Annotated in this window: 16 protein-coding genes and 1 pseudogene; 5 read left to right on the plus strand and 12 right to left on the minus strand. The window is 69.3% G+C overall.

The window, feature by feature from the left end:
• The first annotated feature begins 6 nt into the window (after positions 1-6).
• Both ACH34W_RS43925 and ACH34W_RS43930 read left to right on the plus strand, forming a co-directional pair.
• Positions 7-1,437 carry an aldehyde dehydrogenase family protein gene (locus tag ACH34W_RS43925; protein WP_395967164.1) on the plus strand — a complete coding sequence of 477 codons (1,431 nt, stop codon included), beginning with the start codon at positions 7-9 and terminating at the stop codon, positions 1,435-1,437.
• A complete protein-coding gene (locus tag ACH34W_RS43930; RefSeq protein WP_395967165.1) occupies positions 1,430-2,302 on the plus strand; it encodes an aldehyde dehydrogenase family protein in 873 nt (290 codons plus the stop codon). Before ACH34W_RS43925 ends, ACH34W_RS43930 begins: the two co-directional genes overlap by 8 nt.
• Before the next feature lie 77 nt (positions 2,303-2,379).
• On the opposite strand, the gene ACH34W_RS43935 is transcribed toward ACH34W_RS43930, so the two are convergent.
• Positions 2,380-2,931 (minus strand): hypothetical protein, encoded by a 552-nt coding sequence (locus ACH34W_RS43935; RefSeq protein WP_395967166.1) that lies wholly within the window; start codon positions 2,929-2,931, stop codon positions 2,380-2,382.
• Here ACH34W_RS43935 and ACH34W_RS43940 point away from each other — a divergent pair.
• Both ACH34W_RS43940 and ACH34W_RS43945 read left to right on the plus strand, forming a co-directional pair.
• On the plus strand, positions 2,906-3,529 hold the full coding sequence (locus tag ACH34W_RS43940) for a hypothetical protein (RefSeq protein WP_395967167.1): 624 nt from the start codon (positions 2,906-2,908) through the stop codon (positions 3,527-3,529). The genes ACH34W_RS43935 and ACH34W_RS43940 overlap by 26 nt on opposite strands.
• A 79-nt stretch (positions 3,530-3,608) precedes the next feature.
• Positions 3,609-3,854: a DUF2630 family protein gene (locus ACH34W_RS43945; protein WP_395967168.1), complete on the plus strand. Its 246-nt coding sequence runs from the start codon at positions 3,609-3,611 to the stop codon at positions 3,852-3,854.
• 125 nt (positions 3,855-3,979) lie between these two features.
• Here ACH34W_RS43945 and argS read toward each other — a convergent pair whose 3' ends face one another.
• The 7 genes and pseudogenes from argS to ACH34W_RS43980 all read right to left on the minus strand — a co-directional run bounded on the left by argS (position 3,980) and on the right by ACH34W_RS43980 (position 12,198).
• Positions 3,980-5,743, minus strand: a complete 1,764-nt coding sequence (gene argS / locus ACH34W_RS43950; RefSeq protein ID WP_395967169.1) for an arginine--tRNA ligase — start codon at positions 5,741-5,743, stop codon at positions 3,980-3,982.
• A gap of 30 nt (positions 5,744-5,773) precedes the next feature.
• Positions 5,774-8,185, minus strand: coding sequence for an HAD-IC family P-type ATPase (locus ACH34W_RS43955; RefSeq protein ID WP_395967170.1), 2,412 nt, complete (start codon positions 8,183-8,185; stop codon positions 5,774-5,776).
• A 254-nt stretch (positions 8,186-8,439) separates the two neighbouring features.
• Positions 8,440-9,495: pseudogene (gene plsX, locus ACH34W_RS43960) on the minus strand (phosphate acyltransferase PlsX); the annotation flags it as partial.
• Positions 9,496-9,616: 121 nt separating this feature from the next.
• Positions 9,617-10,048, minus strand: a complete 432-nt coding sequence (locus tag ACH34W_RS43965; protein WP_395967171.1) for a hypothetical protein — start codon at positions 10,046-10,048, stop codon at positions 9,617-9,619.
• 139 nt (positions 10,049-10,187) lie between these two features.
• Positions 10,188-10,559 (minus strand): hypothetical protein, encoded by a 372-nt coding sequence (locus ACH34W_RS43970; RefSeq protein ID WP_395967172.1) that lies wholly within the window; start codon positions 10,557-10,559, stop codon positions 10,188-10,190.
• Entirely contained in the window at positions 10,556-11,473 is a 918-nt protein-coding gene (locus ACH34W_RS43975; protein WP_395967173.1) for an alpha/beta fold hydrolase, read from the minus strand. The genes ACH34W_RS43970 and ACH34W_RS43975 overlap by 4 nt, the downstream gene beginning before the upstream one ends.
• Positions 11,470-12,198 (minus strand): DUF998 domain-containing protein, encoded by a 729-nt coding sequence (locus ACH34W_RS43980; protein WP_395967174.1) that lies wholly within the window; start codon positions 12,196-12,198, stop codon positions 11,470-11,472. Before ACH34W_RS43980 ends, ACH34W_RS43975 begins: the two co-directional genes overlap by 4 nt.
• Before the next feature lie 315 nt (positions 12,199-12,513).
• Between ACH34W_RS43980 and ACH34W_RS43985 the strand changes: the two genes are divergently transcribed.
• Positions 12,514-13,830, plus strand: coding sequence for a KamA family radical SAM protein (locus tag ACH34W_RS43985; RefSeq protein ID WP_395967175.1), 1,317 nt, complete (start codon positions 12,514-12,516; stop codon positions 13,828-13,830).
• A 121-nt stretch (positions 13,831-13,951) separates the two neighbouring features.
• On the opposite strand, the gene ACH34W_RS43990 is transcribed toward ACH34W_RS43985, so the two are convergent.
• The 4 genes from ACH34W_RS43990 to ACH34W_RS44005 form a co-directional block, all read right to left on the minus strand.
• The gene (locus ACH34W_RS43990; protein ID WP_395967176.1) at positions 13,952-14,467 is read right to left on the minus strand and encodes a YbhB/YbcL family Raf kinase inhibitor-like protein; all 516 of its coding nucleotides are present in this window, start codon (positions 14,465-14,467) and stop codon (positions 13,952-13,954) included.
• A 67-nt stretch (positions 14,468-14,534) separates the two neighbouring features.
• Positions 14,535-15,452: a carbohydrate ABC transporter permease gene (locus ACH34W_RS43995; RefSeq protein ID WP_395967177.1), complete on the minus strand. Its 918-nt coding sequence runs from the start codon at positions 15,450-15,452 to the stop codon at positions 14,535-14,537.
• Entirely contained in the window at positions 15,449-16,411 is a 963-nt protein-coding gene (locus tag ACH34W_RS44000; protein ID WP_395967178.1) for a carbohydrate ABC transporter permease, read from the minus strand. The genes ACH34W_RS43995 and ACH34W_RS44000 overlap by 4 nt, the downstream gene beginning before the upstream one ends.
• Entirely contained in the window at positions 16,408-17,487 is a 1,080-nt protein-coding gene (locus ACH34W_RS44005) for an ABC transporter ATP-binding protein (RefSeq protein WP_395967179.1), read from the minus strand. The genes ACH34W_RS44000 and ACH34W_RS44005 overlap by 4 nt, the downstream gene beginning before the upstream one ends.
• Positions 17,488-17,505: the final 18 nt, after the last annotated feature.

Below are 17,505 nucleotides of genomic sequence, written 5' to 3' on the forward strand. Positions count from 1 at the left end.
CTGATCATGGACTTCGAGTACGCGCCGGCACCCGAGTCGCGGGCCGTCGTCGACATCAGGCCCTCGTACGGGCTGTTCATCGATGGCGAGTTCCGCGACGGGCACGGCGAGCCGTTCAAGAGCATCGACCCGTCGAACGAGGAGCCGCTCGCCGAGATCGCCGCCGCCGACGCCGCGGACGTGGACCGGGCGGTGGCCGCCGCCCGGCGCGCCCACGACAAGGTGTGGGGCCCGATGCCGGGCCGCGAGCGGGCCAAGTACCTCTACCGGATCGCGCGGATCATCCAGGAGCGGTCGCGTGAGCTGGCCGTGCTGGAGTCGATCGACAACGGCAAGCCGATCCGCGAGTCGCGGGACGTCGACCTGCCGCTGGTCGCCGCGCACTTCTTCTACTACGCGGGCTGGGCCGACAAACTCTCCCATGCGGGCTTCGGGCCGGATCCCAAGCCGCTCGGCGTGGCCGGTCAGGTCATCCCGTGGAACTTCCCGCTGCTGATGCTCGCCTGGAAGATCGCCCCGGCGCTGGCGTGCGGCAACACGGTGGTGCTCAAGCCCGCCGAGACCACGCCGCTGACCGCGCTGGCGTTCGCCGAGATCTGCCGCCAGGCCGACCTGCCGCCGGGCGTCGTCAACATCATCACCGGCGCGGGGGAGACCGGCCGGCTGCTGGTCGAGCACGCGGCCATCGACAAGGTCGCGTTCACCGGTTCCACCGAGGTGGGCAAGCAGATCGCGCGGGCCGCAGCCGGCACCGACAAGAAGCTGACGCTGGAGCTCGGCGGCAAGGCCGCCAACGTGATCTTCGACGACGCGCCGCTGGACCAGGCCATCGAGGGCATCGTCAACGGGATCTTCTTCAACCAGGGCCATGTGTGCTGCGCCGGGTCGCGCCTCCTCGTCCAGGAGTCGGTCGCGGAGGAGTTGCTCGACCGGCTCAAGCGGCGGATGGCCACGCTGCGCGTCGGCGACCCGCTCGACAAGAACACCGACATCGGCGCGATCAACTCTGGTGCCCAGCTGGAAAAGATCCGGATGTTGTCGGAGATCGGCGAGCAGGAGGGCGCCGGCCGCTGGTCGCCGCCGTGCGAACTGCCGCAGCGCGGATTCTGGTTCGCCCCGACGATCTTCACCGACGTCGCCCAGTCGCACCGCATCGCCCGCGAGGAGATCTTCGGGCCGGTGTTGTCGGTGCTGACCTTCCGTACGCCCGCCGAGGCCGTCGAGAAGGCCAACAACACGCCGTACGGGCTGTCGGCCGGGGTCTGGACCGAGAAGGGCTCCCGCATCCTGTGGATGGCCGAACGCCTGCGCGCGGGCGTCGTCTGGGCCAACACGTTCAACAAGTTCGACCCAGCGTCGCCGTTCGGCGGCTACAAGGAGTCCGGCTACGGCCGTGAGGGCGGCCGGCACGGACTGGAGGCCTACCTCGATGTCTGAACGCACTGAACGATCTGAGCGGCTCGCCGTGCGCAAGACCTACAAGCTGTTCATCGGGGGCGCGTTCCCCCGGTCCGAGTCCGGCAGGTCGTACGTGGTGAACGACGGCAAGGGCACCTTCCTCGCCAACGCCTCCCAGGCGTCCCGCAAGGACGTGCGGGACGCGGTGACCGCCGCCCGCAAGGCGTTCGGCGGCTGGGCCGGGCGCACCCCCTACAACCGGGGTCAGATCCTCTACCGCATCGCCGAGATGCTGGAGGGCCGCCGGGCGCAGTTCGTCGAGGAACTGCGCGCCGCCGGGCTGGCCAAGGCGGCGGCGAACGCCGAGGTGGACGCCGCGATCGACCGCTGGGTCTGGTACGCGGGATGGGCGGACAAGCTCGGCGCGGTCGGCGGCTCCGCCAACCCGGTCGCCGGACCGTTCTTCAACTTCTCCACGCCGGAGCCGACCGGCGTCGTCGGCGTCGTCGCCCCGGACTCCCCGCTGCTCGGTCTCGTGTCGGTCGTCGCCCCGGCGATCGTGTCGGGCAACACGTGCGTCGTCATCGCCTCCGAGCCGTCGCCACTGCCGTCGATCACGTTCGCCGAAGTGCTGGCGACGTCGGACCTTCCCGGCGGCGTCGTCAACCTGCTGACCGGCCGCCGCGACGAGCTCGCGCCGTGGCTCGCCGCGCACATGGACGTGAACGCCATCGACCTCGCCGGAGTGGCACGAGACAACGTCAGAGCCCTGGAAGAGGCCGCCGCTGAAAATCTCAAGCGGGTCCTGCGACCGGGCGTGACCGACTGGTCCGCAGAGCCCGGAACAGGCCGTATGACCGCCTTCCTGGAGACCAAGACGGTATGGCATCCGGTGGGCGTCTGACCTGATGAAGTACCTGATGAAGTAACAGTGTGTGTGTAGAGCGTCAACAAATGTGGAATAGATCTCCCCGTAACTGATCACACGGGGGGGAGATCAGTGCCTACCAAGACTGCAGAGCGCGCGACGTCCAGCCGAGGTACGGCTAGTCGCGCGAAAAGCTCAGCCACGAGGAAGACCACCGCGCGCAAATCGGCCACCAGGAAGTCGGCCGGCAAGCGCGTCAGCGCCGCTGCGAAGACCACGGCGCCGCGTACCACGGTCAAACGCTCGACGGCTGCCAAGGGCACCGCCAAGAAGTCCACTGCCAAGACGGCGGCTGCCAAGAGGTCCACTGCCACGAGGTCGACCACGCCTCGGAAGTCTGCTTCCGCGGCCCGCAAGTCGACCACCGGCAGGGCGACGACCGCCAGAAAGTCCACCACGGGCAGGAGGGGCACGACCGCCGCGAGGAAGACGGCGTCCCGCAGCACCGCCACCACCGGCCGGACGTCCTCGGCGATGGCGACCAAGGCGAAGACCGCCGCCACCAAGGCCTCGTCCGCCGCCAAGCAGATGAAGTCGGCGACGACCAAGGCCACGGCGTCGGTCAAGGCCATGACTGCCATGACCAAGGCGATGACCACCGCCACCAAGGCGATGAACGACGCAGCCAAGGCGATGAGCACCGCTGCCAAGGCCGTGTCCACGGCCCAGCGGACATCGGGCACGGCCCGGAAGGCGCCCGCTGGCCGGAAGGCCACGACGGCGGCCAAGAAGACGACCGCGGCCGGCCGGGCCGCAGGGACCCGGAAGGCGACCACGGCCCGGAAGGCGACCGCGAAGAAGGCGACCGCCAAGAAGACGACGGCGCGCAAGACGACCGCCCGCAAGGCGACCACGGGTCGCAAGGCCGCGTCGGCGGCCAAGAAGTCCACCGCCGCAGGCGAGCCCACGACGGCACGGAAGAGCACGGCGCGGAAGTCCACGACCGGGCGCAAGGCGACCGCCAAGAAAGCGACCACGTCCGCGGCCAAGAAGGCACCCGCGCGGTCGGTGACGGCGCGCAAGGCCACGGCCGCGTCGAAACGGGCGACCACCCGCAAGCCGGAGCCCTCGGAACCCTCGGAGGCCTCGTCCACGGCCATCGTCGAGCCGAAGACCGACATGGGCTCGATGCAGCACTCGTCCACCGGCACCGGCGGCTTCCTGTCCGGCGTGACCGGCGACGACGACGCTTCCCGCGGTTGACGGCCGGGGAGCCGGCGACGGAGCCCCTTCTCTACATTGGGACGGGGCTCTGCCGGATTTTCGAGGGAGCGGAGGGTTCATGGACGACGGCACGATCCTGTCGAACATCAACGACTACGTGGCCGAGGAGCACAAGCTGCGCGAGCTCCACCAGCGTGGTGAGCTCACTGGTGAAGAGGAACGCAGGCGGCTGCAACAGCTGGAGGTGGCCCTGGACCAGTGCTGGGACCTCCTCAGGCAGCGCAGGGCCCGTCTCGACGCGGGCGAGGACCCTGACAAGGCCGAAGTCCGCCCGCCGGGCGAGGTCGAGGGCTACCTGCAGTAGACCCGCACACACGAGAGAGCCGGTCCCGGAACGCTCCGAGACCGGCTCTCCGTAGTTGTTCTCCGCCGGGTGCTCCGGACTCTCGGCCGGATGCTCCGTTGTGCTCTCAGCCGTGCCGTCCGCCTCTACATCCGCCCGGGCACCGGGATGCCCAGCAGGTCGAGCCCCGTGGTCAGCGTGGTCAACGTGGCCGCGCACAGCGCCAACCGGGACTCCTTGGTCTCCTCGTCGGGCGCCTTGAGCACCGGGCAGTTCTCGAAGAACAACGTGTAGGCCTGGGCCAGCTCGAACAGATAGCTCGCCAGGCGGTGCGGCTCGCTCAGCTCGCCGGACTGTTCGACGACGCTGCCGAAGTCCAGGAGCTTGAGGGCCAGCGCGCGCTCGGCCTCATGTCCGATCTTGATCGGGCCGGTCGCCTTCTCCGGGTCGGCCCCGCCCTTGCGGAAGATCGAGCGGATCCGGACGGTGGCGTACTGGAGGTACGGACCGGTCTTGCCGTTGAACAAGGTCATCCGGTCGATGTCGAAGATGTACTCGCTGTCGAGCGACACCGACAGGTCGGCGTACTTCACGGCGCCGATGCCGACCTTTTCCACGATCTCGTCGCGGGTCGCGGCGTCGAAGTCGTCCTGGTGCTCGATCGCGTCGAACCGTTCACCGGCCCGTTCGACGGCCTCGCCCAGCAGCTCGGCGAGCTTGACGGTGCCGCCTGCCCGGGTGCGCAGGATCTTGCCGTCGGTGCCCAGCACGTTGCCGATCTGGGCGTGCTCGGCCCTGACGTCGTCGCCCAGCCAGCCGGCCATCCGGGCGACCGCGAAGACCATCTGGAAGTGCAGGGCCTGCGGCGCGCCCACCACGTAGATCATGCGGTGGACGTGCTCGGTGTCGACCCGGTAGCGGATGGTCGCCAGGTCGGAGGTGGAGTAGTTGTAGCCGCCGTCGCTCTTGCGGATGATCACCGGCAGCGGCTCGCCCTCGCGCCCGGTGAAGCCGGGCGGGAACGCGCACAGCGCGCCGTCGCTGACGACCGCGATGCCCTTGTCCTCGAGTTCCTGGACCGTGGGGGCGAGCAGGTCGTTGTAGAAGCTCTCGCCCTTGATGTCGTCGTCGGTGAGCGTGACGCCCAGCCGCCCGTAGACGGTGTTGAAGTAGCGCTTGGACACGTCCACCAGGACCTGCCAGAGCCGCAACGTCTCGGGGTCGTGCGCCTGGAGCAGCACGACCCGCTTGCGGGCGCGGTCGGCGAACTCGTCGTCGCTGTCGAACTTCTGCCGCGCGGCCTGGTAGAAGGCGGTCAGGTCGCTGACAGAGGAGTCGTCGTCGGCGGCCTTCTCCTCACCGATGTCGAGCAGGTGCTCGATCAGCATGCCGAACGGGGTGCCCCAGTCGCCGACGTGGTTGTCCTTGATCACCTCGTGGCCCAGGAAGCCCAGGATCCGGGCGATCGCGTCACCGACGATCGTGGTGCGCAGGTGCCCGACGTGCATCTCCTTGGCCACGTTGGGCGAGGAGTACTCGACGACGATGCGCTGCGGGGCCTCCGTCTTGGGCACCGCGAGCCGCGGGTCGGCCAGCGCCTGCTGGGCCTGCCCGGCGATCCAGTCGTCCCGCAGCGTGAGGTTGATGAATCCGGGACCGCTGACCTCGACCTTGCCGATCAGGTCGCCCTTGTCCAGCTTCGCCACGATCTCGTTCGCGATGTTTCGCGGGTTCTGCTTCTCGCCTCGCTCCGCGGTCAGCGGCTTGACCAGCGACATGGCCACGTTGGCCTGCAGGTCGGCGAACTGCGACGGCCGGATGACCGGGTCGGTGCCGGCGTACGACGGTCCGAAGGCGGCGGTCAGTGCCTCCCGGACCCGGGCGGTGAGTGCGAGTTGCGGATCGGGCATGGCCCAAGGTTATCGGGGACGCAACGGTGATCAGGTATTGCTTTTCCCGTTGTGTGGACCGGAAGAGTTGCGGAGCCTCGTCAACCATTTGTCCCAGCGCAGCGCGAAGGTGAGCAGGACGGCGGCGCCGGCGGCGATCCCGAGCGCGACCAGATCGTTGCGGAGGTATTCGGGCCGCAGCGCGAAGAAGTCGCGCAGCCACGGGACCGCGAGGACGACCAGGAACGCCATGCTCATCGCGACCACCAGGCCCAGCCGCCACCAGTTCCAGGGACGGGCGATCAGAGCCAGCACCCAGATGGTCAGGAAGAAGAGGGCTAGCGTGGCGGTGGAGCTGTTCGTGGAGAACGGGCTGCTGGTGTACTCGCTGGCCAGGTAGTACCCGGCGAACGTGGCGATGCCGCACGCGACCCCGGCGGGCACCGCGAAGCGCAGCACCCGGGGGACGAAGCCGGACCGGGCCCGCTCCAGGTTGGGCGCCAGCGCCAGGAAGAACGCGGGGATGCCGATGGTCAGGCTGCTGATCAGGGTGAGATGCCGGGGCAGGAACGGGAAGCGCACATGCATCAGCCCGACCAGCACGGCGAGGATGATCGAGTAGACCGTCTTGGTGAGGAACAGGTTGGCGACGCGTTCGATGTTGCCCAGCACCCGGCGGCCCTCGCCGACCACGTACGGCAGCGTCGCGAAGCTGTTGTCCAGGAGGACGATCTGCGCCACGCCCCGGGTGGCGCCACTGCCCGAGCCCATCGACACGCCGAGGTCGGCGTCCTTGAGCGCGAGCACGTCGTTGACTCCGTCGCCGGTCATCGCGACCGTGTGGCCGCGCGACTGGAGCGCCTTGACCATGGCGCGCTTCTGCTGGGGGTCGACCCGGCCGAACACCGAGTTGTCCTCCAGCGTCTGCGCCATGGCCTCGATGTCGTCCGGGAGCGAGCGGGCGTCCACGGGATGCTCGGCCTTCGGCAGGTTCAGGGAACGGGCGATGGCGCCTACCGAGGCCGGGTTGTCGCCGGAGATGACCTTGACGGCGACGCCCTGCTCGGCGAAGTACTCCAGCGTCTTCGGAGCCTCGGCGCGAATCCGCTGCCGCAACACGACCAGCGCGGCAGGCTCGGCACTGGCGGTCACGTCCAGGCGTTCGGGGGCGGTGAAGGAACCGTCGGGCACGCGGGCGAGGACCAGGACGCGCAGGCCGGTCGAGCCGAGCCGCTCCGCCTGCTGCCGGTGGGAGTCGCCGGGATCCAACAGCACGTCGGCTGCGCCGACGACCCAGGAGCCCTGACCGTCGAACGCGGCGCCGCTCCATTTGCGGGCCGAGGAGAACGGGACCGTCTCGCTGATCGGCCAGCCCGGATCGTGCTCGTCCAGGCCCTCCTTGACGGCCCGCATGGTCGCGTTGGGATCGGGGTCGCCGCCCGCGGTGGCCGCCAGCGCCTGGCGGGCGGGCAGGTCCTTGTCGAGGACGATGACCTCGTCCAGGTCCATGCCGGGCTCGGTGAGCGTGCCGGTCTTGTCGACGCACAACACGTCGACCCGGGCCAGGCCCTCGATCGCGGGCAGTTCCTGCACCAGGCACTGGCGATGCCCGAGCCGCACCACGCCGACCGCGAAGGCGATGCTGGTCATCAGCACCAGCCCCTCGGGGATCATCGTGACCACGCCGGCCACCGCGCCCACGATCGCTTCGCCGAAGCCGATGGAGGTACGGAACTGGCTGATGAAGAGCAGGATCGCGGTGGGGATGATCAGCCATGTGACGTACTTGAGGAACCGGTTGATGCCCGACATCAGCTCCGAGTGCGACAGCGAGAACCTGCTGGCCTCCTCGACCAGCCGCGCCGCGTAGGCCTCGCGGCCGACCTTCTCGGCGGTGAACGTGCCGCCGCCCGCCACCACGAAGCTGCCGGACTTGACCTCGTCGCCGGGCGCCTTCTGCACCGCGTCGGCCTCGCCGGTGAGCAGCGACTCGTCGACCTCCAGCCCGTGCGACGCGGCGACCGTCCCGTCCACCACGATCTTGTCGCCGGAACCGAGCACGATCAGGTCGTCCAGCACGACGTCCTGCTGCTCGAGCTCGGCGAGCGAGCCGTCCCGCATGACCTTGACCGGTGTCTCGCCCACGACGGCGAGCTTGTCCAGCGTGCGCTTGGCGCGCAGTTCCTGGATCACGCCGATCGCGGAGTTGGCGATGATGACCCCGCCGAACAACCCGTCCTGCCACTGGCCGAAGACCAAGACCAGAACGAACAACGTGCCGATGAGCGCGTTGAACCGGGTGAACACGTTCGCCCGGAGGATCTCGGCCACCGACCGGCTGGACCGGCGCGGCACGTCGTTGGTCTGGTTCGCCGCAACACGCTCGCGGACCTCCGCCACGGTCAGCCCCCGCGCGGGACCCTGCTGTACACCCGTCACTTCGCCCCCAGTGGGATGCAGCATTCCCCAAGATCCTTGAGGACAACCCCAGGCTAGGTGGCGGCGGGGGGCTCGCTCCGGGTGGGACCTATTTCGGCCGCGTCAGGCGGCGTGTTCGCCGCGTCGTGCGGCCGATCCTCGGAGGGCTGCTCGGCAGGCTTGTCCGGGGCCGTGCCGGCAGAGTCGTCCGGGGCCTTGTCGACGGCTTCCTCAGCCTTCTCGCCGCCACCATCACGGTCGACAGCCTTCTCGCCGCCACCATCACGGTCGACATGGATCAGGCGGCCCAGCCGGGATGGCGTACGGGTGGCCGCGACCTGGTCCCTGATGCGATCGACGATCCGGCCGGTGGCCAGTTCGTACGCGAGCGCGCAGGCCGAGGAGATGGCGCGGGCGCGGGAGGCGCCGTGCGCGATGACGACCGTGCCGTTCAGGCCGAGCAGCACCCCGCCGCCGTAGGTCTCGGAGTCGAGCCGGTCACGCAGGTCGGTGAGCTGGCGGCGCTGGAGGAAGCTGCCCAGCTTGGCGGTGCGGCTCCCGGTCATGGCCTCGCGGACCTCCGCGAGGGCCATCCGGACCGAGCCCTCCATGGTCTTGAGGGCCACGTTGCCGGTGAAGCCGTCGGTGACCACCACGTCCACCACGCTCCGCAGCAGGTCGTGGCCCTCGACGTTCCCGGCGAAGCGGATGCCGTGCCGGCCGTTCGCCAGCAGTTCGTGCGCGTTCTTGGTGACCTTGTCACCCTTGCCCGGCTCGGCGCCGATGTTGAGCAGGCCCACCGTCGGGCGTGCCAGCCCCAGCCGGATCTGGGCGTACGCGGTGCCGAGCGCCGCGAACTGCACGAGCGTCTCTGCCTTGACGTCGGAGGTCGCCCCGGCGTCCAGCAGCACGGTGGGCCTCGGCCGAGTGGGCAAGGTCACAGCGATCGCCGGGCGCATCACGCTTTGCTGGCTCTTGAGCCGCAGCCGTGCGGTGGCCACGACCCCGGCGGTGGAGCCCGCCGACACCAGTGCGGACGCGCGCCCCTGCTTGATCAGGTGGCATGCGATCGCGACCGACGAACGGGGCTTGCGCCAGCTCGCCAGCGCACCCTCGCCCATGTCCAGGGACTCCTCGGCGTGAACGATCGGGATCTCGCCGGAGATGCCGAATCGGTCCAGTTCACGGCGGATCCGCGGGGCCTGCCCGACCAGCACGAGCCGGACGCCGTGGTCGCGGACCGCCGCCACCGCCCCGGCAATGATCTCCTCCGGGGCGTGGTCGCCGCCCATGGTGTCGACCGCGATCGGCGCGGGCCGAGCCGGCGCCGCGCGCGACTCGCCTTTGCCGGTCATGGGCCTCCTGGTGGATCAAGGGATCACGACGGCCGCAAGAGTGCAGCTCATCGCATCGTATGGCGTCCCTTTACCCGTCCCGACAGCGGAACCTCGCCTGGTCCCGCGATGATCCGGCGGTTCAGTTCTGCTTCCGGCAGTCGGGACCGAGGCAGTGCGCGTTCTCCACGATGGGACGGCCGTCCACCAGGATCGTGTAGTAGTGCTCTTGCTTCTTGCGCTCGCCGGAGGCCAGGACCTGGACGGCCTTCTTGTCAGCCGTGGTTCCGGTGCAGGCCACGCGCAACTTGGCGTTGGTCCAACCGGGCATGTGCGTACAGTTCAGCGCGGTACTGAGGGTCACACCCCGGCTCCGAAGCTCAGCGTCCGCGGTGGTCTTCGTCGAGTTCAGCAGCTTCGCCTGTGTCTGGTAGCGGAGCTCCTTAGTGTCGATGAAGGTCGCGTAGACGATGGCAGCGGCCACTCCGATCAGGACGAGGGCGAGGGCGACGACGCCGAGCGCAATGGCCTTCACCTGATTGTCCTTGACGGCGACCTTCAGCCGGTCGGCCATGCCAGCGACATTGTCTGCAGTGTTGTCTGGGGCGTTGTCTTTCATAGCGGCGTTCACACGCGTAGCGTCACCGCCGCCGACCGGGCGCAGGCGTAGCGCCGGGCGGGTTTTCCACGGACCGGGTGAAACCGTTGCCCGATCACGAGGATGCGGGAGAGCAGCCCAGCCCCAGGCAATCCTGGTCGACCACCGGCTTGCCGCCGACCGTGATCACGTACTGCTCGCGCGGGTGGTCGGTGTCGGCCTGGGTGGCCTCGCCGGACACCACGACCGGGACGCCGGTGGTGGTCCGGCCCGTGCACCGCACCCGGACGAGCGATTCGTCGCCGGTCGCCGGCAACTCGCACGAGGGGCGGCCGGCCAGCCGGATCCCCCGCTTCTGGAGCTCGGCGACGGTGCCGTCGCCGACCGCGTTGCGGTACGCGCCGTCGGAGATCCGCTGCATGAGCTCGCAGCCGCTCAGCGTGCAGACGAGCAGCGCGGCCATCAGGCCTGCGCGGAGGGCCTTCACGCCCCCTCCCGCACGCTCTCCCGGGTGGGCGGACCTGGACCGTCGAGCACCGCGGTCACGGCGTCAGCGACAGCCTCGGGCCGGTCCAGATGCACCATGTGCCGGGCGCCCGGGAGCACCACGTGGCTGCCGTACGGGCTCATTTCGGCGAGGCGGCGGTGCCCCTCGCGCCATTTCTCGCGCTCGTCCTCCGACTGGCCGGGATCGCCGAGCGCGGTCAGCACGACCAGCGGGATCGCGGGGAACGGCCGGCGCTCGCGCAGCCGGTCGAGATCCTCGGCCATCTCCCGGTAGGCGAACTCCTCGGAGAGGACCGTGCCGATCACCGTGCCCCGCCCGTACACCGAACGGACGGTCTCGGCCGGGACGGGCTCGCCGCGGTCACTCGTGCACCGCATGACCAGCCGCCGCCCCGCCGGGCCGACGATCTTCGACAGCCGGGTGAATCCCAGCGCGGCTCCCAGCGCCTTGGCCGCCGGGTCGACCATGGCCGTGAGCCGGAATCGGGCACGAGGGTCGCGCTCACAACTCGGATCCACGAGCACGAGCCCCCTGACGAGCTCAGGGTGGAGCCGGGCGAGCGCCTCCGCGTGGAATCCGGCCATCGAGTGGGCCACGACGGTCACCGGCACCCCTGCACTTTCGGCGAGTGCCCTTTCGGCGAGCCCGGCCAGGATCGCGACCTCGCGGCGCAGACTGGGCGGGCTGGCCGCCAGCGGGCTCAGCCCGAGCCCGGGACGGTCGAAGTTGTGGACCCGGCAGCGGCCCTCCAGCAGGTCGACGGACGGCTGCCAGTCGAACCACGCCCCGCCGAGCCCGCTGCTCAGCAGCAGCGGCGGCCCGTCAGCCGGGCCGCTCGTGACCAGATGGACCTGCTCACCGTCGACGTTCTCCAGGGTGATCCGGGGGGTCATAGGCGTGTCGTCTCCCGTTCGGGCCGGTCACCGGGGGCGGACCGGCGGAGCCGCCGCCGGTCGTCGTACAGGGCCCAGGCGATGGTGACGAGCCCGAGGACCAGAATGCTGATCTGAACGCGCTGGATGATGCCCAGCCAGCGGCCGAGGAGCATTGCCAGGACCGTGCTGAGCGCGAACGCGGTCTCCGCGAGCGCCAGCAACCAGCCCCAGCGCGCGAGGACGGGCCACCAGCCGTACCGGCGAGCCGCGATCGACAGGGTGAGCAGCGCCGCCACCCCGAAGGCGATCACCATGCTGCTGGTGACGGCGTGGAACTGGTGGGAGAACGAGACGTTCTCTGATCGTTCCCGGAGCGAACACCACGTCTCCAGGCTGGGCGCGCAGTCGAGCGGGAAGACCGCGTCGCCGATGGCGCACACCCCGAAGAGACCGAGGAACGTCCAGCCGAGGGTGGACCAGGGGCGCCGCGGCAGGGTCAGCAGGCAGGTGCCGGCGACCGTGATCGAGAGCACCCCGGTGACGAAGTCCCCGGCGCTGTAGACCTGGTGGAACGGCTGGTCAACGGCCGAGAGCTCGCTCACATAGCCGTTGATGACGTCCAGGTCGGGGCTGAGGAGATGTTCCAGCAGGAAGGTCGAGTAGGTGATCGCGGCGACGGTGGCGAGGACCACGGCAAAAGCCGGCACCGCTCCCGGCGCGTCGTCGCGCGGCTCCGGCTTCACCCCGTCCCCCCTCGCCCCGTACGGCCCGTGCCATCCACTACCAGTATTTCTGTAGTCAGCATAAGGACGTGACCGGGGCGCCACTTTCACGTGCCGTAATCGTTGTACTAGCGGTGGACTGCCGAGACCCCCGTCTCAGGCGGTTTGTCTGGCTCGGGCTTGACCAGCTTCTTTGTACCCTGGAGGGGGTACCTATTCGTCATGAAGGTGGATCAAACGCTTCAATGGGGGTGAATCGGGACTCATTGATCACTGTCCGTGACGACGCGCCCCGGCGCGCGTTTTCCCCCGCTGACTTTCAAGGAGTACCAACACGTGACTTTGGTGAACGACGCGGCTCCCGCAGTGCGATCCACTGGTCGCAAGTTCCGCGCCTTCACGGCGAAGCATCTCGACGAGCTCACCGCTCGTGCTGGTCTGTCGCCCGAACAGCGGCTCGCGACCCGGGCGGTGGCGACAGTCCTGCCGTTTCGGACCAACCAGTACGTGATCGATGAGCTCATCGACTGGTCGGCGGCACCCGAAGACCCGATCTATCGGCTGGTCTTCCCCATGGAGGACATGCTCCCCGCCGAAGACGTCGCGCACCTCTCGGACCTTCTCCGCAGGGAGGCCCCCAAAGCCGAGGTTGAGGCGGCGGCACGCGCCGTCCGGATGAAGCTCAACCCGCATCCGGCCGGGCAGATGGAGCTCAACATCCCGAGCTTCGGGGACGGCAAGATCCCCGGCCTGCAGCACAAGTACGACGAGACCGTGCTGTACTTCCCCAAGCAGGGGCAGACCTGCCACGCGTACTGCACCTACTGCTTCCGCTGGGCGCAGTTCGTCGGCGAGGCCGACCTCAAGATGGCCGGTGACGACACCCAGCAACTGCGCGACTACGTGCTCGCGCACCCCGAGGTGACCAGCGTCCTGTTCACTGGCGGCGACGCCATGATCATGGGTGAGACGGTGCTCCGCCGCTACGTCGAGCCGCTGCTCGACCTGGAGCAGCTGGAGTCGATCCGCATCGGCACCAAGTCGCTGGCCTACTGGCCGCAGAAGTTCGTGACCGACCCGGACGCCGACTCCATGCTGCAGCTGTTCGAGCAGGTCGTCGAGTCCGGCAAGAACCTCGCGTTCATGGCGCACTTCACGCACCCGCGCGAGCTGGAGCCCCTGGTCGTCACCGAGGCGGTCCGCCGGATCCGCGACACCGGGGCGGTCATCCGCACCCAGGCGCCGCTGATCCGCACGATCAACGACGACCCGGCGGTCTGGGAGGACATGTGGCGTACCCAGACGCGGATGGGCATGGTCCCGTACTACTTCTTCGTGGAGCGTGACACCGGGCCGCAGGACTACTTCGCGGTACCGCTGGCACGGGCGTACGAGATCTTCCGGGACGCCTACCAGGGCGTGTCGGGGCTCTCCCGCACCGTCCGAGGGCCGTCCATGTCGGCGACCCCCGGCAAGGTGTGCGTGGACGGCGTGCTGGATCTGATGGGCGAGAAGGTCTTCGCCCTGCACTTCATCCAGGCCCGCAACGCCGACCTGGTGGGCAAGCCGTTCTTCGCCAAGTACGACCCGGACGCCGTCTGGCTGGACGATCTCAAGCCGGCCTTCGCCGACCGCTTCCCGTTCGAGGTCTGACCGCTTCCGTTCGAGATCTGACAGGGCCGTTGGGCCACGGCGAGTCGGCCGGGGTGGCGTACCCACACCGGCGACTCGCCGTGGCCCGGCGCGCTCCAGCGAGGCGCCCGGTCCGGACGCGTCAGTGGCCGTACACGGGGACGATCGAGGCCCTGGCCAGGGTGTGGGCCGTGATGTTGAAGCCCGCCACGGCAGGGGAGACGTCCGAGTCGATGCCCAGCGTCTCCACGTCCAGTGCGTGCACCGTGAAGACGTAACGGTGCGGCGTCCCGGGCGGCGGGGCGGAGCCGCCGAACGCCTTGATCCCGTAGTCGTTGCGCGCCTGGACCCCGGTCTTGGAGTCTTCCGACCCGGCGCCCGTGGGCAGCTCGGTCACGTCGGCCGGGATGTCGAACGCCACCCAGTGCCAGAAGCCGCTGCCGGTCGGCGCGTCCGGGTCGAAGCAGGTCACCGCGAAGCTCTTGGTCTCCGCCGGGAAGCCCGACCAGCGCAGGTGCGGGGAGAGGTTCTCGCCGCTGAAGCCCCAGTCGTTGAAGACATGCCTGTTCGAAAGCTGCTCGCCGTGGGTCACGTCGTCGCTCTCGATGGTGAATGGCGGCACCTTGGGCAGATGCTCGTGCGGAAGCGGGGCGGGCATGGCGACCTCCTCGTCAGACGATCGTTGTCCCTCCCATCTCTATCAGTGGAGCCTCACGGCTTCACCGCTACGTCTTCACTGCGCCCATGGTGAAGCCCGTCACGAAACGATCGAGGAAGAGGTTGAACAGGAACGCGATCGGGACGGCCATGGTCACCGTGGCGGCCTGGAGCGACTGCCAGAAGAAGACATCGCCGCGGATCAGCTGGGTCGGCACGCCCGTGCTGACGACCATCTCCGGGCTCGCCGACACGAACGCCAGCGCGTACACGAACTCGCTCGCCGTCAGGGTGAAGCTGAAGACGACGACGGCGACGATCCCGGGGAAGACGAGCGGCAGGACCGCCCGCCCGAACGCGCCCAGCCGGCTGTAGCCGTCGACCATCGCCTGCTCCTCGACGTCCTTCGGCACGGCCTTCAGAAACCCGATCAGCAGCCATACCGACACCGGCACGGTGATCGTCGGATAGACGACGACCATCGACCAGATCGTGTCCTCCAGGCCGAGCGCGACCACGACGCGGGTCAGGGACAGGAAGAGCAGCGACGGCGGCACCAGATAGACCAGAAAGATCGCGATGCCCATCGGGGTGCCCCACGGCCGGTTGAGGCGCGCCAGGGAGTACGCGGCGGGCAGCGCCAGCGCGAGCGTGAGCACGACGACAAGGGCGCCGACCAGGAGCGTGTTGACCACGAACGTGAGGAACGGCGTGTCGGTGAACAGGAACGTCACGTGGTCGGGCGTGGCGGGCTCGTTGAAGAGGAACGGGCTGCTCTCGGGGTTGTAGAGGTCGCGGTTCTGCTTGAACGCGCTGACGACGCTCCACAGGAACGGAAGGGCGCACACCAGCGACGCCAGCACCGCCGCACCGTACACACCGCACCGGGCGAGGACATGCCGGATCGCGTACTGCCGCCGGAGCCGCGCCATCTCCTGCGCGGTCTGCCGCTGCGCCCCGTTCTTCGTCACGAGGGTGTTGGTCACTGCGACTCCAAGCGACGGACGGCGCGCAAGATCGCGACCGCGCCGGCGAGCAGGATCGGGAAGAGGAACAGCGCGATCGCAGCGCCCTGGCCGACGTCGCCGCCCTCGATGCCGCGGAAGTAGGCCCATGACGCCAGTACTTCGGTCGAGTGCGTGGGGCCGCCGCGCGTCAGCACGTACGACACGGTCATGTCGGTGAACGTCATGATGGCGCCGAACAACCCCGCGACCGCGATCACCGGCAGTGTGAGCGGGATCGTCACCTCGAACATCCGCCGCCAGAAGCCCGCCCCGTCGATCCGGGCGGCCTCGTCGATGTCGCGCGGGATGGCCACCAGCCCGGCCATCACGATCACCGCGGCCAGCGGGGTGAGCCGCCAGACCTGGACTGCGATCACCGACACCATCGCCGTCGAGGGGCGCCCGAGCCACACCACGTTGGTGTCGATCACGCCCACCTGGCGGAGCACCCAGTCGACCGGCGAGTAGATCGAGTCCAGGAACCACAACCACGAGATCGTCGACAGCGCCACCGGCGTCGTCCACGGCAGCAGCACCAGGAAGCGCACGAACCACTTGCCGCGGAAGTCGGCCACCAGGATGTTGGCCAGGATCTTGCCCAGCAGCACGATGAAGATCATGGTGATCACGGTGAAGACCACCGTGTTGACCAGCGACCGCCAGAACACCCGGTCGTCGAAGATCGCCTCGAAGTTGCGGGACCCGACGAAGTCGTACGAGGGATCGCCGGTCGTCACGTCCGAGAACGCGAACGCGATGGCCAGCAGGAACGGCACGCCCACCAGCGCGATGATGTAGACCACCGAGGGCAGCAACATCGCCCAGGCCAGAAACCCCTCCCGGTCGGCGAGCCCCGGCTTGGACCGCCGCGCCGGCCGGAACCTGCCGTCCGGCGGACTGTCCGGCGGGCCGCCCCGCCGCATCCGCGCATGGGTCACGAGCCGCTCCCGTTCCCGACAGGCACCGCCGGCGTGCGGCCGCCCTCCGCGGCGTCGAAGAAGCGCAGCCGCCCCGCCACCACAGCGAACTCGTGCGTCTCGCCCGCCGACAGCGGGGTCGTCACCGTCGCGGGCAGCCGGGCGATCACCCGCGTCTCCTCGCCGAGCCTGGTCACCGTGCCGTACACGTGCCGGTCGCCGGACAGGTACTCCATCCGCTCGATCTGCAGCGGCATCGTGACGCGCGCGTCGTACGGCACGTTCTCGGCCGGGAGCAGGTGCTCGGGCCGGAAGCCGATCAGCCGGTCGTCGCGCCGCACCAGGTTCATCGGCGGCGACCCGATGAACGTGGCCACGAACGTGTCGGCGGGGTCGTCGTACACCTCCACCGGCGTCCCGATCTGGCGGACGCGGCCCTTCTCCAGGACCGCGATCCGGTCGCCGAGCCCCATCGCCTCGGCCTGGTCGTGGGTGACGTAGATCGTCGTCGTCCCGATCTGCTCCTGGAACTGCTTGAGCTCGTCCCGCGCCGTCGCGCGCAGCTTGGCGTCCAGGTTGGACAGCGGCTCGTCCAGCAGGAACACCGCCGGATCCCGGACGAGGGCACGCGCCAGCGCCACCCGCTGCCGTTCACCGCCTGACAGCTGCCGAGGCTTGCGGCCCAGCAGCGGCTCGATGCCCAGCCGCCCGGCCGCGTCCTTGGCCCTGCGCTCCCGCATGCCGCGCGGCATCTTCTCGGCCTTCAACGGGAAGACGATGTTGTCGAGCACCGACTTGTGCGGGTAGAGCGCGTACGACTGGAACACCATCGCGACCTGGCGGATCCGCGGCGGCAACCCGTTGACCACGTTGCCGCCGATCAGCACCTCGCCCTCGGTCGGCTGCTCCAGGCCGGCGATCGTGCGCAGCAAGGTGGTCTTGCCGCACCCCGAGGGGCCCAGCAACACCAGGTATTCACCCGGCTCGGCCGCGAGGTTGACCCCGGCCAGGGCGCGCACGTCGTCGTCCTTCCGGCGACGGCCGCGCAGATGTCCGTCGAAGGTCTTGACCAGATCCCGCACCTCGACAGCGTTCATATGCTCGCTCCGCTCGCC

Origin of the sequence: Actinomadura sp. 6N118 (assembly GCF_044326415.1) — a bacterium.
GTDB lineage: Bacteria > Actinomycetota > Actinomycetes > Streptosporangiales > Streptosporangiaceae > Spirillospora.